Consider the following 23,722-nt stretch of genomic DNA (forward strand, 5'->3'; position numbering starts at 1 on the left):
ATGAAGAGAAAGCGAAAGCTGCTGCTCAGAAAGCAACTCTCCGCATCCCGCAAAGAAAATTACGACGCCTTCTTCACCGGAGTTAATGCCTCGCTAACTGAAGGTATGTCGTGGGTAACATGGGGAGCAGATGAATGGATGGTGACCAACGGCTCTCTTACTCAGAGTTCGTCCAAACGAATCGGTGATGCCAAAATCAATTTCAATCATGTGATCGACGATACAATTGCTGTTCCACTTGAATGGAAAATACTCATTCAGTCCTTCATGGTCAATCGCTACCTGATGGGTAAGCAGGCGATGAGCAATCAACGTGCTTACGTGCATTCAGCCTGCGCGGTAGCGGTTGAAGCAGCATCCAAAGGGCTTAACGTATTGAACGTTACAGCCGCTTGTGCCAACGCGGCGTGCATGAATATTACAGCGCATTACTCAGAAACCTCCGCCTATGGTCGGCACAAATTTGTCATGGAGTTCTTGAACCAAGGTGCAGCCCGAGGCATATTTCCAACTGTGCTGAACCACTATTATTATTCTGCACTGCGCCGCCCACCCACCGTCTCAGGAGTCGGCTATGAACGGTTAGACGAACAAAGCGACGACTACTTTTCCGAAAAGATCGTCGACCCTGAAACCATCGCACTTATAGGGGCGCTTTATCGTCAGGTCCCGAAGGACCACAGAAATCGCATTTACATTATTATGCTGGCCTTGATGGCCTTACTAGGTCGACGTTTCAACGAACTTGCGTTACTGCCTCTTCAAAGGGTGCACATCAGAGAATCCGGGCGAGCTTCACTATACTACTTTCCAAAAAAACAGTCCAAAGGTCGAAACCATACCCCTCGAAAAAAAATCTGGCTGCCAAGTAAAATTTTAGCGACGATACAAGACATCATGGAAGAGCTTATCGATCTAACCAATACAGCAAGGGTAGTCGCCGAGCACATGCATATCAACCACTGCGCCGACACACGAAATGTCGAAAATTACCAATTCGACCACCTTTATGCAAAGGACTTGGAAGCACTCGACATACCAGCCTCCATATTACAGAGCAAGAAATTTCTCGACCAGAAGGGTATGGTACATAGAGATAGAAAAACGCTTGCGAACGGACGACCGCTGAATTATGTCTATAAAAAAGACTTGATTTGGTTTTGCAATCAGTCACCCCACCCGGGCTCTTTCGATAAAAAAATGGTTGATCAGCATGGGACCGTTTATTACCTAAAGGACTTGATGCTGATCAAGCCCCTTGCCACGTCAAGTGGTGCGCAGGCACCGTGGTGGAGCACGGAGATCACCCATGCCATGTTCACCACCTTCCTAAGGTATCTGTCCGAACTTGCCTCGGTGTATGCGGACAAGCAGATCACCGTTGACTTCACATCTCATCATTTTCGTCACACGATCAACACGTTGCTTCATCAGGGCGGGCTCAGCGAGGTTGTGCAGGCCGAATGGTTTGCTAGGGGCCTCATCGGTGAGAACGGCTACTACCAGCATCAGACGCCGGAATCCAAGGCCAAACAACTCAGGAAGGATCTGATGAGCGGTCGCCTTAGAGGCGAGGTGCAGGAGCGAGTCACTAACGCCCCTGTGGAGCATCAAGAAGCCATCGCCCAAGGGTTAATACACGGTGTGCTCGATGTAGGACCTGGGTGGTGCGTACATCCCATATCCCGAACTCCCTGCCCGAAGGCTGCACAATGCCATGGCGGTTGCCCGAAGCTAATTTGGGACCCGGAAAGCATTTCGCAAAGAGACGAATGCATACGCAGACTGCAAACGGTGTGGATAAACCTTCACACCGCCTTGAAGGTGATGAACTCAGACCGCCCACGCGCCAGTGCGGCATGGGTGGATGCGCAGTCTCGGACAGTGGATTTTCTAACTGGCCGCTTGACTGAGTATGGCCTCAGCCCTCAAGAAATCGAAACTATCAAACAGGACGCCTTTCGCATGGCAGAACAATTGGAACGCGAATGCACAGACGAATAGAACCCGGTGACATCAGTTATATCGTGTATGACCTCGGCCAATGGGCCAATGGGAAATACGGAGCGAAACTGACTTGGGCTGCCATTGTCGAGAAACACGGTTTCACACGCCAATCACTTCAGTCCAAAGCGGAAATAAAGGTTGCTTATGACCGAGCACGTGAACGGCTCGCCGGAGGAATAAATAAGCAGATCAGTGACAATGCAGCGTTGCAAAATGAAAATGAAGCGTTGAAGCGTAAACTGGCGAAAGCGGAAAAAACCATAGAACTTTACCATTTGAGGTGGCAGCGTGTGGCCCATTACATCGCCGAAAAAAACATGTCTGTCACCGAGGCAGAACAGATCATTCCTACCGGGCTGGTTTTGCCGTCGCTAAAAGAGGCCACCCGCATTCTCAAACCATTTATGAAGGACATACCACCGACCCGAGGTTAAGGTTCTTTAACATCACAGCAACCTACAACCATCAATGTATGGCGCAATCTTCAAGGGTGTATAAATGCACGCATATTCAGAATTACTCACCTTGATTTATGAAACGCATCATCCTTACACCGACTGGGTTGAAGATCGCGAGCCTTGCGTCAGCATCTTCAGTACAGTGCAGTGGAAAGGCGAACGGCTGGAGCCATTGAAACAGGCCATGATTCAGCGGTTTGCCGTCATTTGGGACCTCGATCATGACGACCGCATCATTCTGGCGTTGAACCGGGCCTACGTGATGGGCTTGTTATCGCCGGTGGCCGCAATAGGAAAGAGCAAGGGCAGGCTCGCAATTATACTTCATGAGTTTGCCCCACGGCACTTACCGGAGCATTTCTACGAGAGCTGGAAGGTAGTGGCTTCTTGCGTTGATGGTGATGAGTGGGACGTCATGTTTGGAGAAATCGGGCGCACCGCCTGCTGTATCATCTTTGATGATGACGAAGCCGCGACCTTTTACATCGACACCCTTAGAGATAAATTCAACTTGGGTATCTACCCTTTTGTGAACAGCCATTCCGAACAAACGCTCGACCCTGACCGCGTGTGCAAACCACCGTCCAGTGGAGACGAAAAACCGTCCAGGGAGCATACGCAGGAAAATGAAAACTACGATCTGTTCGACGACGACGTGGATTGTTAATACCTTGCGGGCAGGAGCATATCTAGACGGCCCCAGACGGCTGTTCACACCGAGCGAAACTGAAGAAGAGGGGACCTCACGGGCCTGTCTATTACAGCATTCAAAGCAGCGTCCAGGGCCCTGTCAACTCATGGCTCATCGTAGTCGGGTCTATGGGCTTGCCCACAGCGCCTCAAGATTTACGTCGTCACTCGCAGGCCTGTGACCCTCCAGCAATGGCTCGACCTTCAGGATCATCGGCAAGTCGAAGGCTGTGCCCGTAAGGACGCAGCACCCTTTCGCCAGCGTGGGTATCAGCGATTTGGACGAAGTATCCAGTGTGCTGATCGTGTTATCCAGCAGCATCAGATCGCGCTCGTTGACTAGGCGATGAATAAAGAAATTGTGGATTTGAGAGACGATGGTGGGTGAAATGTCCGCAGGCCGTTGGCTGGAGAGCGTCAGGTACACACCATATTTTCGTCCTTCCTTGATGATTTCCTCGAACAGCTCCAACCGATAATCCTTCCAGATCTCATGCTCTCGCGTCGATTGTTCGGAGAGAATGTTATGTGCCTCATCAATGATCAGGTGCAGGGTTTTCGTCGGAGGGCTGTTCAGCCCTTCCGCTTCCTTGTGGTTCACATAAAAATTCTTGGCAATAAGCATCGGTAGAATTTTCTTCACATCGTTCTTGCATTTTTTAAGCGAAATGACATGCAACAGAGCAGGTGGCGGTGCGTCATCGACGATGTGCAGCACATTACGCAATCCCGATAGAGAAGATCTCGCCCTGGCCAACACGGGCTGGATATGCTCGTATTGCGCGTAGCCCATCACGACATCGTTGCAGAGCTGTAGATAACACCGCAAAAGCAGCTCATCGAATTGATCCAGCGCCTCCAACTTCACATGCTCGGCTAGGAACGGCTGCAAAAAGGCAGCAAAGGCCTGCCCATCAGAATCGTAGTAATGGCCTTCCAACGCTCTAAAATACTTATACTGTACATGGTATTTGACCCCGGCCAAATGGTGTTGAAGCGCTTCCGAGTCAACAATTCGGGCGACCTCGCGCGTCAGCTCCAGCGCTTCCGGTTTAGGCTCTGCGGCAGCAAATGCCCGCTCAAAGGTTTTGACCAAGAAATGCGCGAGCGGAATGTCTTTAAACTTCTCCCGCCCCGATAGGACCCGCCGCAGAAACGGTGCCTGCGTGTTGGTGGTGGCCTGGAACAGCAGGCTGAGGGTTTCCGCGTCCCAGAAGTGAGCGCTTTCCAACGTGAATCTCTGCGCTCCCTTCTTGGAATCTAGAATGGTCACCTTTTTATCTGCGGTCGCCAGGATCTGGCTACCCGTGTACTCGCCATTGAAATCAATGATGACAAACTGACTCTTGCCCTTTAACCCCTCAAGCTTTTCCCGAAACAACGTAGTATAGAGCTTGGCTAGGGTGTTCGACTTCCCACTGCCCGTGTTCCCAAAAATGCCCAGATGGCTGTTAAACAGGCGCGTCCAGGGGAGGCTGATAGGGACGTTTTCCTTGAGCATCGCACCGATGGTAAAGCTGGTCCCATCATTCACACCGTAGATCTTTCCGACCATTTCCTCACTGAGCAGGGAGGCACGGTCCCGGATCATCGGCATGTACTTCACGCCCTCATAGAACTGATGATTGGCGACGTAACCGATAGGCCTGACATCCACCTTCCTGACGTACACGGTGTTTTCGGCGGTTTCGTCCAGCTTTCGCTCATCCAGGTATTCGCCTTCGACCAGACAGACGATATCGATAAATCCACGCTGGATCAGCAAGTGCTCCCGGATGGAGACCCCTCGGTACTTCACCCCATCGTGAAACAGGGTCTCCTGGTTGGAGTCCTCGAATATCCTGAGGGTAATCCTGACGCCGCTGACCGCTATGACCTCACCGACCGAGATAGCCATCAGAGGGCCTCCCCAGGCTCGTAGGGCTGCGGGCTGAGCGAAAGGACATGCTTGTTGAAATGGGCAAAATTCAGGTTCGCCCCTTCGGGCGGGCCTATGACCTTGACGTTTCTCCAGGCGCCAAATTCGTTGCGCATTTTCCGCGCGCCCCCTTGGCTATAGGCACAGACAAACGTCTGGAGCTTGGGGTTTGACAGCGAGCGCTGAACAAGCTTGAGGATGTGCTCGTCCGCAAAGGAGAACCCGAAAGTGATCAGGATCGAGTTAGGTCGCTCCAGCTCGTAGCTGAGGAGCCTGAGCATTTGATAGTAGTGCTCTTCAAAAACCGTCTCGTGAAACTTCCATTTGGTAGGGTTAACGATGGGCAGCTTGTTATATTCGTACCAGAATTTTTCCATCTGATTATGAGTAAGCTTCACCAACGGGACCTCGTCAGTGACACCCCCTTTGGTAACTAAGTACTTTGAAAACTCCGAAATCTTATTTTCGACGTGCGGGGTGAGCAATTTTTTTAAATAATTCGTGTAGTTCACCTCAATCTTGTCACCGCTCTTCGCCCAGTAGACCGAGCCATGCAGGTGAATGATATTCAGCTGCGGGACGCCGTAGGCAGCGCGCTCGAACACTCCGGTATGGCATTGAAAAGTGTTGAAATTCCTAGCGTGCAAATGCTTCTTGTAAAACCCTGAAGTCCCATCGTTCACAACAAATTCGTGAGCCCCTTTCACCAGCAAGCGATCAGCCGCGTGCGTCAGGCAGCCATCATAATTGGTGGTGAAGATGTTAATTTTGCGATTGGCATCCTTTCTTCGGTCTAGGAACCCCAATAACGTACGCAAAAGCACTTCGTAGTGTTGAAGATTCTCCAGCCCCTCAGGCGTGGTAATTGCGGCCGGAGTAAAAGTCTGTACCGGGTGGATGCACGTGTTGTAGTAGTGCATGAACAGCGCCGCGTTTTTCTCGGGGCGAAGTGCGTACTTGGTCGACAGGGTTTCAATCGTCTCCCAGTTGCCTTGCGCATCTCGAATCTGCAACCCCAAGGTAGGAAACAAATCCGCCGACGCACCCGAGCCGATCAGGATATTGACGTTCTTGTTGTAGATATCCAGTGCTTCTATGGGCTCAAACATTCAACCTCCTGTCTCTCGGCCTATCGCCTTGTCCTGTACGGCGCCTTCCACGAAAGGTTTTCGATACGCCTGCGCAGCAAGCTACTGTTTTGCCGCCATGGTGTCTACCTAAGGTCTGACGGCTTTGTAATCGCACAGCCGACAGTGGGCATGCCACCGTGACCAACAACCAAGACCTTCTGGCCACTGCGAGGCGCGTCTGGCCTATCAGGCATGATGACTTGTAGTTGCTTTATTATTGGAGGGGCATTTCAGGGCATCCCCCATCTCCAGGAACGCGGTATTCGTACTGTTCAACCGCACCCGTCAACAACACCGTTGAAATGACCTAAAGCGACCCTGGGGCGAACACAAGATGGTGCCAGTCATGAAAGCATGGGCAGGCTGTGCTTCTGGTCCGTGCCCACTGAAGGTATGTGTTGTTTGAAAGATCATGCCAGTCGCAGGCACTGACCTTGAGAGGGCTTGCACTTCAATTTTTGATCGCCAAGCAGGCCAGCGCCTTTTGGGCGTTGGCAGAGGCAACCTACCTAGAAGCGAAGAGCACCCTTCAAATGAGTGTAAAGCAAAAGCCCCGCGCTTCTTTACAAAAACGCGGGGCTTTTCTGGGTCTTTTCAGGGGCCAACGCTTTGTAAACACTGGGGTTATCCCATTGGGTTTACTTTACAAATGGCCCCAGGTCCCGATTAGAACGGAATATCATCATCAAAGCTGTCGAAGTCATTCGACGGCTGTGGTGCCGGCTGCTGCTGCGGCGCCGGGCGGGACTGCTGAGGCTGGGACTGCGGGCGCGGGGCCTGTTGGCGAGGCGCCGGGGCCTGGTTGTAGTCGCCGCCGCCTTGTTGGTCACCCTGCGGGCGGCCACCCAGCAGCTGCATGGTGCCTTGCATGTCCACGATGATTTCGGTGGTGTAACGCTTGATGCCGTCTTTTTCCCACTCGCGGGTTTGCAGCTTGCCTTCGATGTATACCTGCGAGCCTTTACGCAGGTAGTTACCGGCGATTTCGGCAACCTTGCCGAACAGGGACACGCGGTGCCATTCGGTACGCTCGACCTTCTGGCCGCTCTGCTTGTCGGTCCACTGCTCGCTGGTGGCCAAGCTCACGTTGGTCACCGCGTTGCCATTGGGCAGGTAGCGTACTTCAGGATCCTGGCCGCAAGTGCCGACCAATATAACTTTGTTAACCCCGCGGGCCATAACGTTCTCCTAGGCGCCGCACGTGCTCTGGCGCGGGTTTACCAGCGCGTCCAGGGCGGTGCGATCCAAAATTTTCGTATCAAATTTGATGTAGATGGCAGCCTCATCGGCCACCACCACGGCGTCTGTCACCCCGGGGGCGGCCATCAACCGCTCGCTCAACCCGGCATCCTTCACCGACTCGGGCGATAGCGGCAGGCGCAGGCTGGTGACATAGGGTGGTTCGCGCATAGTACCAGCAATGGCCACCCACAGCATGAGCAATACGGCGCAGCCGAGGAACACCCCGCCCAGCCCGCCATGCTGGAACATCCAGCCGCCGAGTATCCCGCCCAGCGCCGCGCCGAGGAACTGGCTGGTGGAGTAAACACCCATGGCAGTGCCCTTTCCACCGGCTGGCGACACCTTGCTCACCAACGACGGCAGGGAGGCCTCCAGCAGGTTGAACGCGGTGAAGAACACCACGGTACCGATCACCAGCGCGGTCAGGCCTTGCGCGAACGCCCAGAAGTACAGCTCAGTCAGCGCCAGCACCACGATCGCCCCCACGAGGACACGCTTCATCTTGCGCTTTTTTTCGCCGTAGATAATGAACGGAACCATTGCAAAGAATGAGATGAACAACGCGGTAAGGTACACCCACCAGTGTTGTTCCTTCGGCAGCCCGGCGCGCTCTACGTAAGCCAGCGGCAACGCGACAAAACTGGACATCAAGATGGCGTGCAGGATGAAGATCCCGGCGTCCAGGCGCAGCAGGTCCGGGTGGCGCAAGGTAGGGCCCAGCGCCTGGCGGGCCACGCCGGATTCCCGGTGCTGCAGCACCCGGGTGGAGCGCGGCACCACGAACGCGATGATCAACATGCCCACCAGCGCCAATATGGCGGTAGCGATGAACAGGCCCTTGAGGCCGAACGCGCGGGTAAGCAGGGGGCCTACCACCATGGCGACGGCGAACGACAGGCCAATGCTCATGCCGATCATGGCCATGGCCTTGGTGCGGTGCTGCTCACGGGTGAGGTCCGATAGCAGGGCCATCACGGCGGCCGAGATCGCGCCAGCGCCTTGCAGCACCCGCCCGAAGATCACGCCCCAGATGGTGTCTGCCTGGGAAGCGACCACGCTGCCGATGGCGAAGATCACCAGCCCCACGTAGATGACCGGCAGCCGGCCGATACGGTCGGATACCATCCCGAAGGGGATCTGCAATACCGCCTGGGTAAGGCCATAGGCGCCGATGGCCAGGCCAATCAGCGGCAGCGTGGCACCGGGCAGGTCCATCCCGTAGGTGGCCAGTACCGGCAGCACCATGAACATGCCCAGCATGCGAAAGGCGAACACCAGCGCCAGGCCGGCGGCAGCGCGGGTTTCGCCGCCACTCATGCGTTCGCTGTGGAGATCTTGCATGGAATTACCTCGTGTGAACCGGCCGAGATTCTACCAGTCCGATCGTGTAACGGCACATTGAGTGACGCTATGCCACATGAACGGATCTTCATGGCTAGCGCCCCCGACCAGCCCCTGGGCTTATAAGCCGCAGGGAAGTACTGCTTCCCTGCCCTGCCCCGTATACTTCCGTGTTTATGCCCGCCGAGCGAGGCCGCCTTGGACAAGATCCTGATTCGTGGGGCACGTACCCACAACCTGAAAAACATTGACCTTACGCTTCCCCGCGACAAACTGATCGTCATCACTGGCCTCTCTGGCTCCGGCAAGTCGTCACTGGCGTTCGATACGTTGTACGCCGAGGGTCAGCGCCGATATGTGGAATCGCTGTCCGCCTACGCCCGCCAATTCCTCTCGATGATGGAAAAGCCGGACGTGGACACCATCGAAGGGCTTTCCCCGGCCATTTCCATCGAGCAAAAGTCCACATCCCACAACCCGCGCTCGACTGTGGGTACCATCACCGAGATCTACGACTACCTGCGTTTGCTGTATGCCCGTGTGGGCACGCCGCGCTGCCCGGACCATGACATCCCGCTTGAGGCGCAAACCGTGTCGCAGATGGTCGACCTGGTGCTGGCCGAGCCGGAGGGCCGGCGGTTGATGCTGCTGGCGCCGGTGATCCGCGAGCGCAAGGGCGAGCACCTCAGCGTACTGGAAGAGCTGCGCGCTCAGGGCTTTGTGCGCGCGCGTATCAACGGCAAGCTGCATGAGCTCGATGAAGCACCCAAGCTGGACAAGCAGAAGAAGCACACCATCGATGTGGTGGTGGATCGCTTCAAGGTGCGTAACGACCTGCAACAGCGCCTGGCTGAGTCGTTCGAAACCGCGCTGAAGCTGGCGGACGGTATCGCGCTGGTTGCGCCGATGGACGAAGACGACAAGGGCGAGGAGATTATTTTCTCCGCCCGCTTCGCCTGCCCGGTGTGCGGCCACGCCATCAGCGAACTCGAGCCCAAGCTGTTCTCCTTCAACAACCCTGCCGGCGCCTGCCCTACGTGCGACGGCCTGGGCGTGAAGCAATTCTTCGACCCCAAACGCCTGGTGAACGGCGAGCTTACGCTCGGCGAGGGTGCCATTCGTGGCTGGGACAGGCGTAACGTCTATTACTTCCAGATGCTTGGCTCGCTGGCGGCTCACTACAAGTTCAGCCTGGAGAAGCCCTTCGGGGAGTTGCCAGCCGAGAAGCAGAAGCTGCTGTTGTACGGCAGCGGGCGCGATAATGTGGACTTCCGCTACCTCAACGACCGCGGGGATATCGTCAAACGCTCGCACCCGTTCGAAGGCATTGTGCCGAACCTGGAGCGGCGCTACCGGGAAACGGAATCCGCCAGCGTACGCGAGGACTTGGCCAAGTACCTTAGCACCCAGCCTTGCCCGGAGTGCCGCGGCACCCGGCTGCGCAGGGAATCACGCCATGTGTGGGTGGGCGAGAAAACGCTGCCGGCGGTGACCGGTTTGCCCATCGGCGAAGCCTGGGACTATTTCGGCGGCTTGCAGCTGACCGGCCGTAAAGGCGAAATCGCAGACAAGATTCTGAAAGAGATCCGCGAACGCCTGCAGTTCCTGGTGAACGTGGGCCTGGACTACCTGACGCTGGACCGCAGCGCCGATACCCTGTCCGGCGGCGAGGCCCAGCGCATTCGGCTAGCCAGCCAGATCGGCGCCGGCCTGGTGGGGGTGATGTACATTCTGGACGAACCGTCCATTGGTCTGCACCAGCGCGACAACGACCGCCTGCTTGCCACGCTCAATCACCTGCGGGATATCGGCAACACGGTGATCGTGGTGGAGCATGACGAAGACGCCATTCGCCTTGCCGACTACGTAGTGGATATCGGCCCGGGCGCGGGCGTACATGGAGGCTCTATCGTCGCCGAAGGCACGCCCGAGGAAGTGATGGCGCATCCGGACTCCCTGACAGGCGCTTACCTGTCGGGCCGCAAAAAGATCATCTATCCGGAAAAACGCACCCCTCGTGACAAGAAGCTCTCCCTGACGATCAAGGGCGCGCGCGGCAATAACCTGCGCAATGTGGACCTGGAAATCCCTATTGGGCTTCTCACCTGTATAACCGGTGTGTCTGGCTCGGGTAAGTCCACGCTGATCAACAACACCCTGTTCCCGCTCAGCGCCACTGCACTCAATGGCGCCACTACGCTGGAAGCGGCCCCGCACGACAGCATTGATGGGCTGCAGCACCTGGACAAGGTGGTGGACATCGACCAAAGCCCGATCGGCCGCACGCCACGCTCCAACCCTGCGACCTATACCGGTCTGTTCACGCCCATCCGCGAGCTGTTTGCCGGCGTGCCCGAAGCGCGTGCGCGGGGCTATGGCCCTGGGCGGTTCTCGTTCAACGTGAAAGGCGGCCGCTGCGAAGCGTGCCAGGGCGACGGCCTGATCAAGGTGGAAATGCACTTCCTCCCGGACATCTACGTGCCTTGCGATGTGTGCAAGAGCAAGCGCTATAACCGCGAAACTCTCGAGATCCGCTACAAGGGCAAGAGCATCGACGAGGTGCTCGAGATGACTATCGAGGAAGCGCGTACATTCTTCGATGCCGTACCAGCGCTCGCACGCAAGCTGCAAACGCTGATGGATGTGGGGTTGTCGTACATCAAGCTAGGGCAATCGGCGACGACGCTGTCTGGTGGTGAGGCCCAGCGGGTCAAGCTGTCGCGGGAACTGTCCAAGCGCGACACGGGCAAAACCCTCTACATCCTCGACGAACCGACCACGGGCCTGCACTTCGCGGACATTCAACAGCTACTGGACGTGCTTCACCGCCTGCGCGACCACGGCAACACGGTTGTGGTGATCGAGCACAACCTCGATGTGATCAAGACAGCGGATTGGCTGGTGGACCTGGGGCCAGAGGGCGGTTCGCGTGGCGGGCAGATCATTGCCTGTGGCACGCCGGAACAGGTCACGAAGATGTCGCAGTCCTATACCGGCAAGTACCTCAAGCCGCTGCTGGAGCGGGACAAGGCATAACGGGATCGCCCGCTCCTGCGCACCGCGCGTAGGAGCAGGCGAAGCCTGCGAACGGGGTACGAAACGGTATTGGTGGTGATCAGTTACCCATCTGTGATTGCAGGTAGTTCTGCAATCCGATGCTCTTGATCAGGCCAAGCTGCTTTTCGAGCCAGTAGGTATGGTCTTCCTCGGTATCCGAGAGCTGAACCTTGAGGATGTCGCGGCTGACGTAGTCGCGGTGTTGCTCACACAAGGCAATACCTTTGCACAGCGCGGCCCTCACCTTGTACTCCAGGCGCAGGTCGCTTTCGAGCATCTCCGGCACGGTAGTGCCCACGTCGAGATCGTCCGGGCGCATGCGTGGCGTGCCTTCGAGCATGAGGATGCGGCGCATCAAAGCGTCCGCATGGCCAGCCTCTTCCTCCATCTCGTGACTGATACGCTCGTAGAGCTTGGCAAAGCCCCAGTCTTCGTACATGCGCGAGTGAATGAAGTACTGATCGCGGGCAGCGAGTTCGCCGGTCAGCAGCGTATTGAGGTAGTCGATTACATCTGGATGACCTTGCATGGCCCACATCTCGTCACGTTTGAAAGAAGTATAGTTTGAACCAATGCCGGGCCCGGGTCGATCCGCAGGCGACTAAAAATCGCGATTTTCTGCAATTAAGTAGCATACAGATGCGAAAACCGCCCAAATGAGGGCGGTTCCTGTTCGCGTTTCGACTTACTTCAGCGATACGCCCAAGGCGCTTGCGATACCTTCGCCGTAGGCCGGATCAACCTGATAGAAGTGTTGCAGCTGACGCTGTACCACATCTTCGGTGACCCCACGCATGGCCCCGGCGATGTTGCTGATCAGCAGCGCTTTCTGATCCTCACTCATCAGCTGGAACAAGGCGCGTGCCTGGCTGTAGTAGTCACCGTCGGTGCGGTGGTCGTAGCGGTCCGCGCTACCACTCAATGGCAATGCTGGCTCGGCATAGGCCGGTACCTGCTTGGGCGCAGAGCTGTAGCTGTTAGGCTCGTAGTTAGGCAGCGGGCCGCCGTTGCTTCCGAACCGCATGGCCCCATCGCGCTGGTAGTTGTTCACCGGGCTCAGCGGAGCGTTGACCGGCAGTTGCTGGAAGTTGGTGCCTACGCGGTAGCGGTGTGCGTCGGCATAGGCGAACACCCGGCCTTGCAGCATCCGGTCAGGCGAAAGCCCTACGCCCGGGATCATGTTGCTTGGGCCAAAGGCAGCCTGCTCGACTTCAGCAAAATAGTTGAGCGGGTTGCGGTTGAGCTCCAAGGTACCTACTTCGATCAGCGGGAACTCCTTCTGGGACCACACCTTGGTGACGTCGAAGGGGTTTTCGACGCGCTGGCTGGCCTGCTCTTCCGTCATTACCTGGATGGACACGGTCCAGCGAGGAAAGTCCCCACGGTCGATCGCGTTGAACAGGTCGCGCTGTGCGTAATCCGGGTCAGTGCCGGCGATACGTGCAGCGTCAGCCGGAGCCAGGTTCTTGATGCCCTGCTGCGTCTTGTAGTGCCACTTCACCCACACCCGCTCACCACGGGCATTGATCAGGCTGTAGGTGTGGCTACCAAAGCCGTGCATGTGCCTGTAGCCGTCCGGGATGCCCCGGTCGCTGAACAGGATCGTGACCTGGTGCAGTGCTTCAGGAGAGTGAGACCAGAAATCCCACATCATTTGCGCGCTCTTCAGGTTGCTTTGCGGCAGGCGCTTCTGAGTGTGGATAAAGTCGGGAAACTTGAGCGGATCGCGGATGAAGAACACGGGGGTGTTGTTACCCACGATGTCCCAGTTGCCTTCTTCGGTATAGAACTTCACCGCGAACCCGCGCGGGTCACGTTCGGTATCCGCCGAACCACGCTCGCCACCCACGGTAGAGAAGCGCAGGAAGATAGGCGTTTGCTTACCGATGTCGCTGAACAATTTAGCGGAAGAGTAACGGGTGATGTCCCGGGTTACGGTAAAGGTACCGTACGCTCCCGAGCCCTTGGCATGTACACGGCGCTCAGGAATGTTCTCGCGGTTGAAATGAGCGAGCTTCTCGACCAGGTGAAAGTCGTCGAGCAGCAGCGGGCCACGGGGGCCAGCGGATCGGGAATTCTGGTTATCGGCAACAGGCGCACCACTGGCGGTGGTGAGGGTTTTTGTATCGCTCATTTCGTACTTCTCCATCTAACGTGCGTTCCGGTGTAGGCCGGTTGCAGCAAGTATCCGGAGTTGCAGCGAAGCGGGCCAATTTATTAACCCGAGCTAGCTGATAGAATTTTACTAACCTGCAGAAAACAAAAAACCGAGCCTAAGCTCGGTTTTCTGTGAGTCGAAGCGTGCCTTATTCGGCTGCTTCAACAACGCCGCCGACCGGACGGTCAACCAGCTCAACATAGGCCATAGGCGCATTGTCCCCAGCGCGGAAACCGCACTTGAGGATGCGCAGGTAGCCGCCCGGACGAGTAGCGTAGCGCTTGCCCAGGTCGTTGAACAGCTTGCCTACGGCGGACTTCGACCGGGTACGGTCGAAAGCCAGACGACGATTGGCAACGCTGTCTTCCTTGGCCAGGGTGATCAGCGGCTCGGCAACCCGGCGCAGTTCCTTGGCTTTCGGAAGGGTGGTTTTGATCAGTTCGTGTTCGAACAGCGACACCGCCATGTTTTGGAACATGGCCTTGCGGTGCGCGCTGGTGCGGCTCAGATGACGACCACTTTTACGATGACGCATGGTTCATTCCTTACCGAAACTCTACGTTCGGTGATTACGACGATCAGGCCGTAGCCTTATCGTCCTTCTTAAGACTTGCCGGCGGCCAGTTATCGAGGCGCATGCCGAGGGAAAGACCGCGGGAGGCCAAGACGTCCTTGATTTCGGTCAGGGACTTCTTGCCCAGGTTCGGAGTCTTCAACAGTTCTACTTCAGTGCGCTGAATCAGGTCACCGATGTAGTAAATGTTTTCCGCCTTAAGGCAGTTAGCCGAACGTACAGTCAACTCCAGATCGTCAACCGGGCGAAGAAGGATCGGATCGATCTCGTCTTCCTGCTCGATAACGACTGGCTCGCTGTCACCCTTCAGATCCACGAACGCGGCCAGCTGCTGTTGCAGGATGGTCGCGGCACGACGGATAGCTTCTTCCGGGTCCAGGGTACCGTTGGTTTCCAGGTCGATGACCAGCTTGTCCAGGTTGGTGCGCTGCTCGACACGGGCGTTTTCCACCACGTAAGCGATACGGCGAACCGGGCTGAACGAAGCATCCAGCTGCAAGCGACCAATGCTGCGGCTTTCGTCATCGTCGCTCTGACGCGAGTCAGCCGGCTCGTAACCGCGACCACGAGCTACTACTAGCTTCATGTTCAAGGCGCCGTTAGACGCCAGGTTCGCGATCACGTGCTCGGGATTCACGATCTCGACATCATGATCCAGCTGAATATCGGCAGCGGTAACCACCCCCGAACCTTTTTTGGACAAGGTCAGCGTAACTTCGTCACGACCGTGCAGCTTGATGGCCAGACCTTTCAGGTTGAGCAGGATTTCAATGACGTCTTCCTGAACACCTTCAATGGCGCTGTACTCATGAAGTACACCGTCGATCTCGGCTTCTACAACTGCACAGCCAGGCATGGAGGACAACAGGATGCGACGCAGCGCGTTGCCCAGGGTGTGGCCGAAACCGCGCTCGAGAGGTTCGAGCGTGATCTTGGCGCGGGTTGGGCTGACGACCTGCACATCAATATGGCGGGGCGTCAGAAACTCATTTACCGAAATCTGCATGGATGCACCTACTTTCTAGCCCTTACTTGGAGTAGAGCTCGACGATCAGGTTTTCGTTGATGTCGGCGGACAGATCACTGCGAGCCGGAACACTTTTGAAAGTGCCGGATTTCTTCTCGGTGTCTACTTCAACCCACTCAACGCGGCCACGCTGGGAACACAGCTCAAGGGCTTGAGCGATGCGCAGCTGGTTTTTTGCCTTCTCACGAACTGCAACCACGTCACCTGCGCGAACCTGGTAGGACGGTACGTTTACAGTCTGGCCATTGACCGAGATCGCTTTGTGCGAAACCAGTTGGCGGGACTCGGCACGGGTAGCGCCAAAGCCCATACGGTAAACGACGTTGTCCAGACGGCACTCGAGCAGCTGCAGAAGGTTTTCGCCGGTGGCGCCCTTCTGGCTGGCGGCTTGCTTGTAGTAGCCGCTGAACTGACGCTCGAGTACGCCGTAGATACGACGAACCTTTTGTTTCTCACGCAGCTGGGTGCCGTAGTCGGACTGACGGCCACGGCGCTGGCCGTGGATACCTGGGGCTGCTTCGATATTGCACTTGGATTCCAGAGCGCGGACGCCGCTTTTCAGGAACAGGTCAGTGCCTTCACGACGAGCCAGCTTGCATTTTGGACCAATGTAACGAGCCATTATCTATCGTCTCCTGAATTACACGCGGCGCTTCTTCGGCGGACGGCACCCGTTATGCGGGATTGGCGTCACGTCGGTGATGCTGGCGATCTTGTAGCCACAGCCGTTCAAAGCACGGACAGCGGACTCACGACCTGGACCTGGACCCTTGACGTTTACGTCGAGGTTTTTCAGGCCATATTCCAGCGCAGCTTGCCCAGCACGTTCAGCAGCTACCTGAGCAGCGAACGGAGTGGACTTGCGTGAACCGCGGAAACCCGAACCACCGGAGGTAGCCCAGGACAGGGCGTTACCTTGACGGTCGGTAATGGTCACGATGGTGTTGTTGAAAGACGCGTGGATGTGGGCGATGCCATCAACCACTGTCTTTTTGACTTTTTTACGAGGACGAGCAGCAGGTTTTGCCATGACTATATTCCTGTCGATTCGCTGGCGCGATTACTTGCGGATCGGCTTGCGCGGGCCCTTACGGGTACGGGCGTTGGTCTTGGTACGCTGACCGCGAACCGGCAGACCGCGGCGATGACGCAGGCCACGGTAGCAACCCAGGTCCATCAAGCGCTTGATCTTCATGTTGATGTCGCGACGCAGGTCACCTTCGGTGGTGAACTTCGCAACTTCGCCACGCAGCAGTTCGATTTGCTCGTCGCTCAGATCCTTGATCTTCGCAGCCGGGTTTACACCGGCGTCCGCGCAGATTTTTTGCGCGGTGGTGCGACCAACACCATAGATGTAGGTCAGCGAGATAACAGCATGCTTGTTATCTGGAATGTTAACGCCTGCAATACGGGCCATTCAGTGGGACTCCAATTGACAGCTACCTGCGCCCCGGAAGCCAAGAAATAGGGCGCGAGATGATATCGCTGTAGAAACAATTAATCAACCCGGCAGCACACTAGCTGCCGGGCTTAAACACAGCTCACAATCAGCCTTGGCGCTGCTTGTGACGTGGTTCCGCGCTGCAGATCACCCGCACGACGCCTTCGCGGCGGATAATCTTGCAGTTGCGGCACAGCTTTTTCACCGATGCACGAACTTTCATCACCAACTCCTCGAACCTTATGGGCGACTCAGCGCAGCAGGTTGCTGCCGCCGTAGCCCTTCAGGTTGGCTTTCTTCATCAGGGATTCGTACTGGTGCGAAACGAGGTGGGATTGTACTTGGGCCATAAAGTCCATCACAACCACTACCACAATCAGCAACGAGGTCCCGCCAAGGTAGAACGGAACGTTTGCCGCAACCACCAGGAACTGGGGAAGCAGGCACACGGCCGTCATGTATAGAGCACCGAACATGGTCAAGCGGGTCAGAACGCCATCAATGTAGCGTGCCGACTGCTCGCCTGGACGGATGCCCGGAATAAAGGCACCGGACTTCTTCAGGTTTTCCGCTACGTCTTTCGGATTGAACATCAACGCTGTATAGAAGAAGCAGAAGAAAATGATCCCTGCGGTAAACAGCAAGATGTTCAACGGCTGACCAGGAGCGATCGACTGCGAGACGTCCTGCAGCCAGCCCATACCTTCAGACTGACCGAACCAGGCACCCAGCGAAGCCGGGAACAGCAGGATGCTGCTCGCGAAAATGGCCGGGATTACCCCCGCCATGTTCACCTTCAACGGCAGGTGGCTGGTCTGCGCAGCGAAGACCTTGCGGCCCTGCTGACGCTTGGCGTAGTGCACCGCAATACGGCGCTGACCACGCTCGATGAACACCACGAAACCGATGATCGCTACTGCCAGCAAACCGATCGCAATCAGAGCGAAGATATTGATATCGCCCATGCGTGCAGACTCGAAAGACTGCCCGATCGCTCTCGGAAGACCGGCCACGATACCCGAGAAAATCAACATCGAGATACCGTTGCCGACACCGCGTTCGGTGATCTGCTCGCCCAGCCACATCATGAACAGCGCGCCCGCCACGAAGGTGGAAACTGCCACGAAGTAGAAACCGAAGCCTGCAGAAAACGCGACACCCTGGTTGGCCAGGCCAATGGACATGCCAATGGCTTGAACCAGCGCCAGGGCGACAGTGCCGTAGCGGGTGTACTGGCTGATCTTGCGACGGCCAGATTCACCTTCCTTCTTCAACTGCTCCAGCTGCGGGCTGATCGCGGTCATCAACTGCATGATGATCGAAGCCGAGATGTACGGCATGATCCCCAATGCAAAGATGCTCATGCGTTCAAGCGCGCCGCCGGAAAACATGTTGAACAGGCTAAGAATGGTCCCCTCATTCTGTCGGAACAGGTCCGCCAGCCGGTCAGGGTTGATGCCTGGCACCGGGATGTGTGCGCCGACCCTGTAGACGATGATCGCCAGGAACAGGAAACGCAAACGAGCCCAGAGTTCGGACAAACCCCCACCTTTGCTGAGCGCTGAGAGAGCACCTTGCTTAGCCATTTATTCCTCGAACTTGCCGCCAGCTGCTTCGATAGCCGCGCGCGCACCTTTGGTGGCGGCGATGCCCTTGAGGGTGACCGCACGAGTAACCTCGCCCGACAGCATGATTTTCACACGCTGTACGTTCTGGTTGATCACGTTGGCATCCTTGAGGGATTGCAGAGTGACGACATCGCCTTCCACCTTGGCCAGCTCGGACGTGCGCACTTCTGCGCGGTCCATGGCTTTCAGCGAAACAAAGCCGAACTTCGGCAGACGACGGTGCAGCGGCTGTTGGCCGCCTTCAAAGCCAGGAGCAATGGTGCCACCGGAGCGGGAGGTCTGACCCTTGTGGCCGCGGCCACCGGTTTTGCCCAGACCGCTACCGATACCACGACCCGGACGATGCTTCTCGCGACGGGAACCCGGCGCTGGACTCAGATCATTGAGTTTCATCGATTAACCCTCGACGCGCAGCATGTAGTAAGCCTTGTTGATCATCCCGCGGTTCTCGGGAGTATCCAGGACTTCCACGGTATGACCGATGCGACGCAGACCCAGGCCTTTAACACACAGTTTGTGGTTAGGCAGGCGGCCGGCGGTGCTCTTGATCAAGGTAACTTTCAAGGTTGCAGACATTACAGAATCTCCTCGACGCTCTTGCCGCGCTTGGCGGCGATCGAATCAGGGGACTGCATGGCTTTCAGACCATTGAAAGTGGCGTGCACCACGTTGACCGGGTTGGTCGAACCGTAGCACTTGGCCAGAACGTTCTGAACACCAGCAACTTCCAGGACGGCACGCATTGCGCCACCGGCGATGATGCCGGTACCTTCGGAAGCAGGCTGCATGTACACCTTGGACGCGCCGTGGGCGGACTTGGTGGCGTACTGCAGGGTGGTGCCGTTCAGATCTACCTGAATCATGTTGCGGCGAGCGGCTTCCATAGCTTTCTGGATAGCTGCAGGCACTTCGCGGGACTTGCCACGGCCGAAGCCGACGCGGCCCTTGCCATCACCTACCACGGTCAACGCGGTGAAGGTGAAGATACGACCGCCTTTTACGGTCTTGGCAACGCGGTTAACCTGAACCAGCTTCTCGATGTAGCCTTCGTCGCGCTTTTGATCGTTATTTGCCATAACTTAGAACTCCAGCCCGCCTTCACGAGCAGCATCAGCCAGCGCCTTGACGCGGCCGTGGTACTTGAAGCCAGAACGGTCGAAAGCCACTTGGGAAACGCCGGCGGCTTTCGCACGCTCAGCAACCAGCTGGCCAACCTTAGTGGCGGCGTCGATGTTGCCGGTGGCGCCATCACGCAGTTCTTTGTCCAAGGTCGAAGCGCTTGCCAGGACCTTGCTGCCGTCGGCCGAAATGACCTGGGCATAAATGTGCTGCGAAGAGCGATACACGCACAGACGCACGGCTTCGAGCTCGTGCATTTTCAGGCGTGCCTTGCGAGCGCGACGCAGACGAGTAACTTTTTTGTCGGTCATTTGCTAGGCCCTACTTCTTCTTGGCTTCTTTACGGCGGACGACTTCATCCGCGTAACGGACACCCTTGCCTTTGTACGGCTCTGGACGACGGAAGTCGCGGATTTCCGCGGCGACCTGGCCAACGAGCTGCTTGTCGATACCCTTGATCACGATATCGGTCTGGCTTGGAGTTTCAGCGGTAACGCCTTGCGGCAGCTGATATTCAACCGGGTGCGAGAAACCAAGTGCCAGGGACAGAACTTCACCCTTGGCCTGAGCCTTGTAACCTACGCCAACCAGCTGGAGCTTGCGCTCGAAGCCTTGGCTTACGCCCTGCACCATGTTGTTGACCAGTGCACGAGTGGTGCCGGCCATTGCGCGAGTCTGCTGGTCGCCGTTGCGAGCGGAGAAACGCAGTTCGCCACCCTCTTCGACTACTTCAACAGAAGCGTGAACGTTCAGCTCGAGAGTACCCTTGGCACCCTTGATCGACAGTTGCTGACCAGCGAATTGAACTTCAACGCCGGCTGGCAGCCTGACGGGGTTCTTAGCGACGCGAGACATGCTTATCCCCCCTTAGAACACAGTGCAAAGGACTTCGCCGCCGACACCGGCAGCGCGCGCAGCACGATCCGTCATCACACCTTTGTTGGTGGAGACGATGGATACGCCGAGACCGCCACGAACTTTCGGCAGATCATCAACGGATTTGTACTGACGCAGGCCAGGACGGCTGACGCGCTTGACTTCCTCGATGACCGGACGGCCTTCGAAGTACTTCAGCTCGATGGACAGCGAAGGCTTGGCTTCACCGGTGACCTGATAACCCGCGATGTAACCTTCGTCCTTCAGAACTTTGGCTACCGCAACCTTCAACGTGGAGGAAGGCATGCTGACGACGGACTTTTCAGCCATCTGGGCATTACGGATGCGAGTTAGCATGTCCGCTAACGGGTCCTGCATACTCATGGGCTAGACGCTCCTGATACAAAAAAAACGAGCCTTTCGGCTGCAAAAATCGCCTGCTCAATCGCCCAGGAAAATACCCGGGCTCAGGCGAGCCGGTCATTCTAGTCACACCCCGGAAACGAATCAAGCCCCATAAGGGGCTTGATCGTGTTGCGTGACCAGCGGCGGATGACTCCGCCGCGGTTGCGACTTACCAGCTGGCCTTGACCAGGCCTGGTACGTCACCACGCATTGCAGCTTGGCGCAGCATGTTACGCGCCAGGCCGAACTTACGGTAAACACCGTGAGGACGACCGGTCAGGCGGCAACGGTTGCGCAGGCGCGATGCGCTGGCGTCACGTGGCTGCTTCTGCAGAGCGACGCTGGCTGCCCAGCGCTCTTCCGGAGTTGCATTCAGGTTGACGATGGTCGCCTTCAGCTCGGCACGCTTTTTGGCGTACTTGGCTACCGTTTGCTGACGCTTCAGCTCACGGTTTTTCATGCTCGTCTTAGCCATGGTCCGACTCCTATCAGTTACGGAACGGGAACTTGAATGCACGCAGCAGAGCGCGGCCTTCGTCGTCCGAACGGGCGGTAGTGGTCAGGGTGATGTCCAGACCGCGAAGAGCATCGATCTTGTCGTAATCGATTTCCGGGAAGATGATCTGCTCTTTGACACCCATGCTGTAGTTGCCACGACCATCGAAGGACTTGGCATTCAGGCCGCGGAAGTCGCGAACCCGAGGCAGGGAGATCGACAGCAGACGATCCAGGAATTCATACATACGATCGCGACGCAGGGTTACCTTGACGCCGATCGGCCAGCCCTCACGCACCTTGAAGCCTGCAATGGACTTGCGGGCGTAGGTAACGACAGGCTTCTGGCCAGTGATCTTTTCCAGGTCGGCAACAGCATGCTCGATGACTTTCTTGTCGCCGATCGCTTCGCCCAGACCCATGTTCAAGGTGATCTTGGTAACGCGCGGAACTTCCATCACGTTGCCCAGCTTAAGTTCTTCCTTAAGCTTGGGAGCGATTTCCTTCCGGTAAATCTCTTTCAGTCGTGCCATTGTCTTCTACCTAGCAGTGTTCAAGCATCAACCGCTTTCTGGGTCGACTTGAAGACACGAATTTTCTTGCCGTCTTCTACTTTGAAGCCAACGCGGTCAGCCTTGTTGGTTTCACCATTGAAAATGGCAACGTTGGAAGCGTGCAGAGGCGCTTCTTTCTCGACGATACCGCCTTGAATGCCAGCCATCGGATTCGGCTTGGTATGGCGCTTGACCAGGTTCAGACCGCTGATGACCAGGCGGTCGTCAGCGAGAACCTTCAGCACCTTACCGCGCTTGCCCTTGTCTTTGCCGGCGATCACGATGATCTCGTCGTCACGACGAATCTTTTGCATGTCGGATCTCCTTACAGCACTTCTGGGGCGAGCGAGACGATCTTCATGAACTTCTCGGAACGAAGCTCACGGGTCACTGGCCCAAAGATACGGGTGCCGATCGGCTCTTGCTTGTTGTTCAGAAGAACAGCAGCGTTGCCATCGAAGCGGATGATGGAACCATCAGCGCGGCGCACACCGTGACGGGTACGAACGACAACAGCGGTCATCACCTGGCCTTTTTTGACCTTGCCGCGCGGAATCGCTTCCTTCACGGTCACTTTGATGATGTCGCCAATGCCGGCGTAACGACGGTGCGAACCGCCGAGAACCTTGATGCACATTACGCGACGAGCGCCGCTGTTATCGGCCACATCGAGCATGGATTGAGTCTGAATCATAAAATATCTCCGACCCCTAGCCCTTAGACTTCAACAGCGCGTTCAACGATTTCAACCAGGGCCCAGTTCTTGGTCTTAGCGACCGGACGGGTTTCACGAATGGTGACTTTGTCACCAATGTGGCACTGGTTGTTCTCGTCGTGAGCGTGCAGCTTAGTCGAACGCTTGACGTACTTGCCGTAGATCGGGTGCTTTACGCGACGCTCGATCAATACGGTGATGGTTTTGTCCATCTTGTCGCTGACGACACGGCCAGTCAGCGTGCGGACGGTTTTTTCGGCTTCAGCCATGATTACTTACCTGCCTGCTGGTTGAGCACAGTTTTCACGCGAGCGATGTCACGCTTCACTTGCGAGAGCAGGTGAGACTGCCCCAACTGGCCAGTTGCTTTCTGCATACGCAGATTGAACTGGTCGCGCAGCAAGCCGAGCAGTTGCTCGTTCAGTTGCTGTGCTGATTTCTCACGAAGTTCGTTCGCTTGCATCACATCACCGTCCGCTTAACAAAGGAGGTGGCGAGAGGCAGCTTTGCAGCCGCCAGGGCGAATGCCTCACGCGCCAGCTCTTCGGAAACACCTTCGATCTCGTACAGGACTTTGCCTGGCTGGATCTGGGCTACCCAATATTCGACGCTACCCTTACCTTTACCCATCCGCACTTCGAGAGGCTTCTTGGTGACCGGCTTGTCCGGGAACACGCGAATCCAGATCTTGCCGCCACGTTTTACGTGACGAGTCAGGGCACGACGTGCCGATTCGATCTGGCGGGCGGTGAGGCGGCCGCGAGCAACAGCTTTCAAGGCGAATTCGCCGAAGCTGACTTTGCTACCGCGCAGTGCCAGACCACGGTTGTGGCCGGTCATCTGCTTGCGGAATTTTGTACGCTTTGGTTGCAACATTTGGCGTACCC

The 23,722-nt window shown here is 56.7% G+C and carries 30 protein-coding genes; 4 read left to right on the forward strand and 26 right to left on the reverse strand.

Translation table 11 applies throughout. The features are described 5' to 3' along the window. The 3 genes from AC3Z8Y_RS21740 to AC3Z8Y_RS21750 all read left to right on the forward strand — a co-directional run bounded on the left by AC3Z8Y_RS21740 (nt 1) and on the right by AC3Z8Y_RS21750 (nt 3,132). Complete coding sequence (locus AC3Z8Y_RS21740; RefSeq protein WP_490087541.1) at nt 1-2,004, forward strand: hypothetical protein; 2,004 nt, start codon at nt 1-3, stop codon at nt 2,002-2,004. Continuing rightward, nucleotides 1,989-2,441, forward strand: a complete 453-nt coding sequence (locus AC3Z8Y_RS21745; protein ID WP_490087542.1) for a hypothetical protein — start codon at nt 1,989-1,991, stop codon at nt 2,439-2,441. Before AC3Z8Y_RS21740 ends, AC3Z8Y_RS21745 begins: the two co-directional genes overlap by 16 nt. 64 nt (nt 2,442-2,505) lie before the next feature. Then, nucleotides 2,506-3,132, forward strand: a complete 627-nt coding sequence (locus AC3Z8Y_RS21750; RefSeq protein ID WP_490087543.1) for a hypothetical protein — start codon at nt 2,506-2,508, stop codon at nt 3,130-3,132. Between the two features lie 150 nt (nt 3,133-3,282). On the opposite strand, the gene AC3Z8Y_RS21755 is transcribed toward AC3Z8Y_RS21750, so the two are convergent. The 4 genes from AC3Z8Y_RS21755 to AC3Z8Y_RS21770 form a co-directional block, all read right to left on the reverse strand. Next, on the reverse strand, nt 3,283-5,052 hold the full coding sequence (locus AC3Z8Y_RS21755) for an ATP-binding protein (protein ID WP_490087544.1): 1,770 nt from the start codon (nt 5,050-5,052) through the stop codon (nt 3,283-3,285). Next, entirely contained in the window at nt 5,052-6,182 is a 1,131-nt protein-coding gene (locus AC3Z8Y_RS21760) for a hypothetical protein (RefSeq protein ID WP_490087545.1), read from the reverse strand. The genes AC3Z8Y_RS21755 and AC3Z8Y_RS21760 overlap by 1 nt, the downstream gene beginning before the upstream one ends. Before the next feature lie 687 nt (nt 6,183-6,869). After that, nucleotides 6,870-7,382 carry a single-stranded DNA-binding protein gene (locus AC3Z8Y_RS21765; RefSeq protein WP_225776119.1) on the reverse strand — a complete coding sequence of 171 codons (513 nt, stop codon included), beginning with the start codon at nt 7,380-7,382 and terminating at the stop codon, nt 6,870-6,872. Nucleotides 7,383-7,391: 9 nt separating this feature from the next. Beyond that, nucleotides 7,392-8,786: an MFS transporter gene (locus AC3Z8Y_RS21770; RefSeq protein WP_490087546.1), complete on the reverse strand. Its 1,395-nt coding sequence runs from the start codon at nt 8,784-8,786 to the stop codon at nt 7,392-7,394. 198 nt (nt 8,787-8,984) lie between these two features. Between AC3Z8Y_RS21770 and uvrA the strand changes: the two genes are divergently transcribed. Continuing rightward, nucleotides 8,985-11,822 (forward strand): excinuclease ABC subunit UvrA, encoded by a 2,838-nt coding sequence (uvrA, locus tag AC3Z8Y_RS21775; RefSeq protein WP_490087547.1) that lies wholly within the window; start codon nt 8,985-8,987, stop codon nt 11,820-11,822. A gap of 79 nt (nt 11,823-11,901) precedes the next feature. Here the strand turns inward: uvrA and bfr are convergent, their stop codons facing one another. The 22 genes from bfr to rplP form a co-directional block, all read right to left on the reverse strand. Next, nucleotides 11,902-12,372 carry a bacterioferritin gene (gene bfr, locus AC3Z8Y_RS21780; protein WP_490087548.1) on the reverse strand — a complete coding sequence of 157 codons (471 nt, stop codon included), beginning with the start codon at nt 12,370-12,372 and terminating at the stop codon, nt 11,902-11,904. A 156-nt stretch (nt 12,373-12,528) separates the two neighbouring features. Further along, nucleotides 12,529-13,977 carry a catalase gene (locus AC3Z8Y_RS21785; RefSeq protein ID WP_490087549.1) on the reverse strand — a complete coding sequence of 483 codons (1,449 nt, stop codon included), beginning with the start codon at nt 13,975-13,977 and terminating at the stop codon, nt 12,529-12,531. 172 nt (nt 13,978-14,149) lie between these two features. Next, a complete protein-coding gene (gene rplQ / locus AC3Z8Y_RS21790) occupies nt 14,150-14,536 on the reverse strand; it encodes a 50S ribosomal protein L17 (protein ID WP_181117528.1) in 387 nt (128 codons plus the stop codon). Nucleotides 14,537-14,579: 43 nt separating this feature from the next. Further along, nucleotides 14,580-15,581 (reverse strand): DNA-directed RNA polymerase subunit alpha, encoded by a 1,002-nt coding sequence (locus AC3Z8Y_RS21795; protein ID WP_040261517.1) that lies wholly within the window; start codon nt 15,579-15,581, stop codon nt 14,580-14,582. Between the two features lie 22 nt (nt 15,582-15,603). Continuing rightward, nucleotides 15,604-16,224, reverse strand: a complete 621-nt coding sequence (gene rpsD / locus AC3Z8Y_RS21800; RefSeq protein WP_490087550.1) for a 30S ribosomal protein S4 — start codon at nt 16,222-16,224, stop codon at nt 15,604-15,606. Nucleotides 16,225-16,242: 18 nt separating this feature from the next. Beyond that, on the reverse strand, nt 16,243-16,632 hold the full coding sequence (rpsK, locus tag AC3Z8Y_RS21805) for a 30S ribosomal protein S11 (RefSeq protein WP_002555466.1): 390 nt from the start codon (nt 16,630-16,632) through the stop codon (nt 16,243-16,245). 30 nt (nt 16,633-16,662) lie between these two features. Continuing rightward, nucleotides 16,663-17,019 (reverse strand): 30S ribosomal protein S13, encoded by a 357-nt coding sequence (rpsM, locus tag AC3Z8Y_RS21810; protein WP_181117530.1) that lies wholly within the window; start codon nt 17,017-17,019, stop codon nt 16,663-16,665. Between the two features lie 130 nt (nt 17,020-17,149). Further along, the gene (rpmJ, locus tag AC3Z8Y_RS21815) at nt 17,150-17,266 is read right to left on the reverse strand and encodes a 50S ribosomal protein L36 (protein ID WP_002555468.1); all 117 of its coding nucleotides are present in this window, start codon (nt 17,264-17,266) and stop codon (nt 17,150-17,152) included. Between the two features lie 28 nt (nt 17,267-17,294). After that, the gene (secY, locus tag AC3Z8Y_RS21820; protein ID WP_490087551.1) at nt 17,295-18,629 is read right to left on the reverse strand and encodes a preprotein translocase subunit SecY; all 1,335 of its coding nucleotides are present in this window, start codon (nt 18,627-18,629) and stop codon (nt 17,295-17,297) included. Next, nucleotides 18,630-19,064: a 50S ribosomal protein L15 gene (rplO, locus tag AC3Z8Y_RS21825; RefSeq protein WP_040261513.1), complete on the reverse strand. Its 435-nt coding sequence runs from the start codon at nt 19,062-19,064 to the stop codon at nt 18,630-18,632. Between the two features lie 3 nt (nt 19,065-19,067). Then, a complete protein-coding gene (gene rpmD / locus AC3Z8Y_RS21830) occupies nt 19,068-19,247 on the reverse strand; it encodes a 50S ribosomal protein L30 (protein ID WP_181117532.1) in 180 nt (59 codons plus the stop codon). Continuing rightward, nucleotides 19,247-19,747 carry a 30S ribosomal protein S5 gene (rpsE, locus tag AC3Z8Y_RS21835; RefSeq protein WP_225776114.1) on the reverse strand — a complete coding sequence of 167 codons (501 nt, stop codon included), beginning with the start codon at nt 19,745-19,747 and terminating at the stop codon, nt 19,247-19,249. Before rpsE ends, rpmD begins: the two co-directional genes overlap by 1 nt. A 3-nt stretch (nt 19,748-19,750) precedes the next feature. Further along, complete coding sequence (rplR, locus tag AC3Z8Y_RS21840) at nt 19,751-20,101, reverse strand: 50S ribosomal protein L18 (RefSeq protein WP_040261511.1); 351 nt, start codon at nt 20,099-20,101, stop codon at nt 19,751-19,753. A 10-nt stretch (nt 20,102-20,111) separates the two neighbouring features. Next, nucleotides 20,112-20,645 (reverse strand): 50S ribosomal protein L6, encoded by a 534-nt coding sequence (gene rplF / locus AC3Z8Y_RS21845; RefSeq protein WP_490087552.1) that lies wholly within the window; start codon nt 20,643-20,645, stop codon nt 20,112-20,114. Between the two features lie 12 nt (nt 20,646-20,657). Next, nucleotides 20,658-21,050, reverse strand: coding sequence for a 30S ribosomal protein S8 (gene rpsH / locus AC3Z8Y_RS21850; protein WP_181117535.1), 393 nt, complete (start codon nt 21,048-21,050; stop codon nt 20,658-20,660). A gap of 190 nt (nt 21,051-21,240) precedes the next feature. Further along, complete coding sequence (rpsN, locus tag AC3Z8Y_RS21855) at nt 21,241-21,546, reverse strand: 30S ribosomal protein S14 (RefSeq protein ID WP_181117536.1); 306 nt, start codon at nt 21,544-21,546, stop codon at nt 21,241-21,243. A gap of 13 nt (nt 21,547-21,559) precedes the next feature. Next, nucleotides 21,560-22,099: a 50S ribosomal protein L5 gene (rplE, locus tag AC3Z8Y_RS21860; RefSeq protein ID WP_181117537.1), complete on the reverse strand. Its 540-nt coding sequence runs from the start codon at nt 22,097-22,099 to the stop codon at nt 21,560-21,562. Nucleotides 22,100-22,119: 20 nt separating this feature from the next. Continuing rightward, on the reverse strand, nt 22,120-22,434 hold the full coding sequence (rplX, locus tag AC3Z8Y_RS21865; RefSeq protein ID WP_490087553.1) for a 50S ribosomal protein L24: 315 nt from the start codon (nt 22,432-22,434) through the stop codon (nt 22,120-22,122). A gap of 11 nt (nt 22,435-22,445) precedes the next feature. Beyond that, nucleotides 22,446-22,814, reverse strand: a complete 369-nt coding sequence (gene rplN, locus AC3Z8Y_RS21870; protein WP_003243907.1) for a 50S ribosomal protein L14 — start codon at nt 22,812-22,814, stop codon at nt 22,446-22,448. 23 nt (nt 22,815-22,837) lie between these two features. Continuing rightward, a complete protein-coding gene (rpsQ, locus tag AC3Z8Y_RS21875; RefSeq protein WP_181117538.1) occupies nt 22,838-23,104 on the reverse strand; it encodes a 30S ribosomal protein S17 in 267 nt (88 codons plus the stop codon). A 2-nt stretch (nt 23,105-23,106) separates the two neighbouring features. Beyond that, nucleotides 23,107-23,298 carry a 50S ribosomal protein L29 gene (gene rpmC, locus AC3Z8Y_RS21880; protein ID WP_181117539.1) on the reverse strand — a complete coding sequence of 64 codons (192 nt, stop codon included), beginning with the start codon at nt 23,296-23,298 and terminating at the stop codon, nt 23,107-23,109. Next, complete coding sequence (gene rplP / locus AC3Z8Y_RS21885; protein ID WP_009397508.1) at nt 23,298-23,711, reverse strand: 50S ribosomal protein L16; 414 nt, start codon at nt 23,709-23,711, stop codon at nt 23,298-23,300. The genes rpmC and rplP overlap by 1 nt, the downstream gene beginning before the upstream one ends. Nucleotides 23,712-23,722 lie beyond the last annotated feature (11 nt).

It is taken from the genome of Pseudomonas sp. 3MAES_34.3B (genome assembly GCF_058145875.1).

What these genes read in the sequence shown, in the direction of transcription:
- AC3Z8Y_RS21740 (WP_490087541.1), top strand. Translation starts at nt 1, where the DNA reads ATGAAGAGAAAGCGAAAGCTGCTGCTCAGAAAGCAACTCTCCGCATCC.
- rplP (WP_009397508.1), bottom strand. Translation starts at nt 23,711, where the DNA reads ATGTTGCAACCAAAGCGTACAAAATTCCGCAAGCAGATGACCGGCCAC.
- AC3Z8Y_RS21755 (WP_490087544.1), bottom strand. Translation starts at nt 5,052, where the DNA reads ATGGCTATCTCGGTCGGTGAGGTCATAGCGGTCAGCGGCGTCAGGATT.
- rplE (WP_181117537.1), bottom strand. Translation starts at nt 22,099, where the DNA reads ATGGCACGACTGAAAGAGATTTACCGGAAGGAAATCGCTCCCAAGCTT.
- rplN (WP_003243907.1), bottom strand. Translation starts at nt 22,814, where the DNA reads ATGATTCAGACTCAATCCATGCTCGATGTGGCCGATAACAGCGGCGCT.
- rplX (WP_490087553.1), bottom strand. Translation starts at nt 22,434, where the DNA reads ATGCAAAAGATTCGTCGTGACGACGAGATCATCGTGATCGCCGGCAAA.
- rpsN (WP_181117536.1), bottom strand. Translation starts at nt 21,546, where the DNA reads ATGGCTAAGACGAGCATGAAAAACCGTGAGCTGAAGCGTCAGCAAACG.
- rpmC (WP_181117539.1), bottom strand. Translation starts at nt 23,298, where the DNA reads ATGCAAGCGAACGAACTTCGTGAGAAATCAGCACAGCAACTGAACGAG.
- rpsQ (WP_181117538.1), bottom strand. Translation starts at nt 23,104, where the DNA reads ATGGCTGAAGCCGAAAAAACCGTCCGCACGCTGACTGGCCGTGTCGTC.
- rpsE (WP_225776114.1), bottom strand. Translation starts at nt 19,747, where the DNA reads ATGGCAAATAACGATCAAAAGCGCGACGAAGGCTACATCGAGAAGCTG.
- AC3Z8Y_RS21750 (WP_490087543.1), top strand. Translation starts at nt 2,506, where the DNA reads ATGCACGCATATTCAGAATTACTCACCTTGATTTATGAAACGCATCAT.
- AC3Z8Y_RS21785 (WP_490087549.1), bottom strand. Translation starts at nt 13,977, where the DNA reads ATGAGCGATACAAAAACCCTCACCACCGCCAGTGGTGCGCCTGTTGCC.
- rpsH (WP_181117535.1), bottom strand. Translation starts at nt 21,050, where the DNA reads ATGAGTATGCAGGACCCGTTAGCGGACATGCTAACTCGCATCCGTAAT.
- rplR (WP_040261511.1), bottom strand. Translation starts at nt 20,101, where the DNA reads ATGACCGACAAAAAAGTTACTCGTCTGCGTCGCGCTCGCAAGGCACGC.
- rplF (WP_490087552.1), bottom strand. Translation starts at nt 20,645, where the DNA reads ATGTCTCGCGTCGCTAAGAACCCCGTCAGGCTGCCAGCCGGCGTTGAA.
- rpsD (WP_490087550.1), bottom strand. Translation starts at nt 16,224, where the DNA reads ATGGCTCGTTACATTGGTCCAAAATGCAAGCTGGCTCGTCGTGAAGGC.
- rplO (WP_040261513.1), bottom strand. Translation starts at nt 19,064, where the DNA reads ATGAAACTCAATGATCTGAGTCCAGCGCCGGGTTCCCGTCGCGAGAAG.
- rpmD (WP_181117532.1), bottom strand. Translation starts at nt 19,247, where the DNA reads ATGTCTGCAACCTTGAAAGTTACCTTGATCAAGAGCACCGCCGGCCGC.
- AC3Z8Y_RS21795 (WP_040261517.1), bottom strand. Translation starts at nt 15,581, where the DNA reads ATGCAGATTTCGGTAAATGAGTTTCTGACGCCCCGCCATATTGATGTG.
- rplQ (WP_181117528.1), bottom strand. Translation starts at nt 14,536, where the DNA reads ATGCGTCATCGTAAAAGTGGTCGTCATCTGAGCCGCACCAGCGCGCAC.
- rpsK (WP_002555466.1), bottom strand. Translation starts at nt 16,632, where the DNA reads ATGGCAAAACCTGCTGCTCGTCCTCGTAAAAAAGTCAAAAAGACAGTG.
- secY (WP_490087551.1), bottom strand. Translation starts at nt 18,629, where the DNA reads ATGGCTAAGCAAGGTGCTCTCTCAGCGCTCAGCAAAGGTGGGGGTTTG.
- AC3Z8Y_RS21765 (WP_225776119.1), bottom strand. Translation starts at nt 7,382, where the DNA reads ATGGCCCGCGGGGTTAACAAAGTTATATTGGTCGGCACTTGCGGCCAG.
- rpsM (WP_181117530.1), bottom strand. Translation starts at nt 17,019, where the DNA reads ATGGCCCGTATTGCAGGCGTTAACATTCCAGATAACAAGCATGCTGTT.
- bfr (WP_490087548.1), bottom strand. Translation starts at nt 12,372, where the DNA reads ATGCAAGGTCATCCAGATGTAATCGACTACCTCAATACGCTGCTGACC.
- AC3Z8Y_RS21760 (WP_490087545.1), bottom strand. Translation starts at nt 6,182, where the DNA reads ATGTTTGAGCCCATAGAAGCACTGGATATCTACAACAAGAACGTCAAT.
- AC3Z8Y_RS21745 (WP_490087542.1), top strand. Translation starts at nt 1,989, where the DNA reads ATGCACAGACGAATAGAACCCGGTGACATCAGTTATATCGTGTATGAC.
- rpmJ (WP_002555468.1), bottom strand. Translation starts at nt 17,266, where the DNA reads ATGAAAGTTCGTGCATCGGTGAAAAAGCTGTGCCGCAACTGCAAGATT.
- AC3Z8Y_RS21770 (WP_490087546.1), bottom strand. Translation starts at nt 8,786, where the DNA reads ATGCAAGATCTCCACAGCGAACGCATGAGTGGCGGCGAAACCCGCGCT.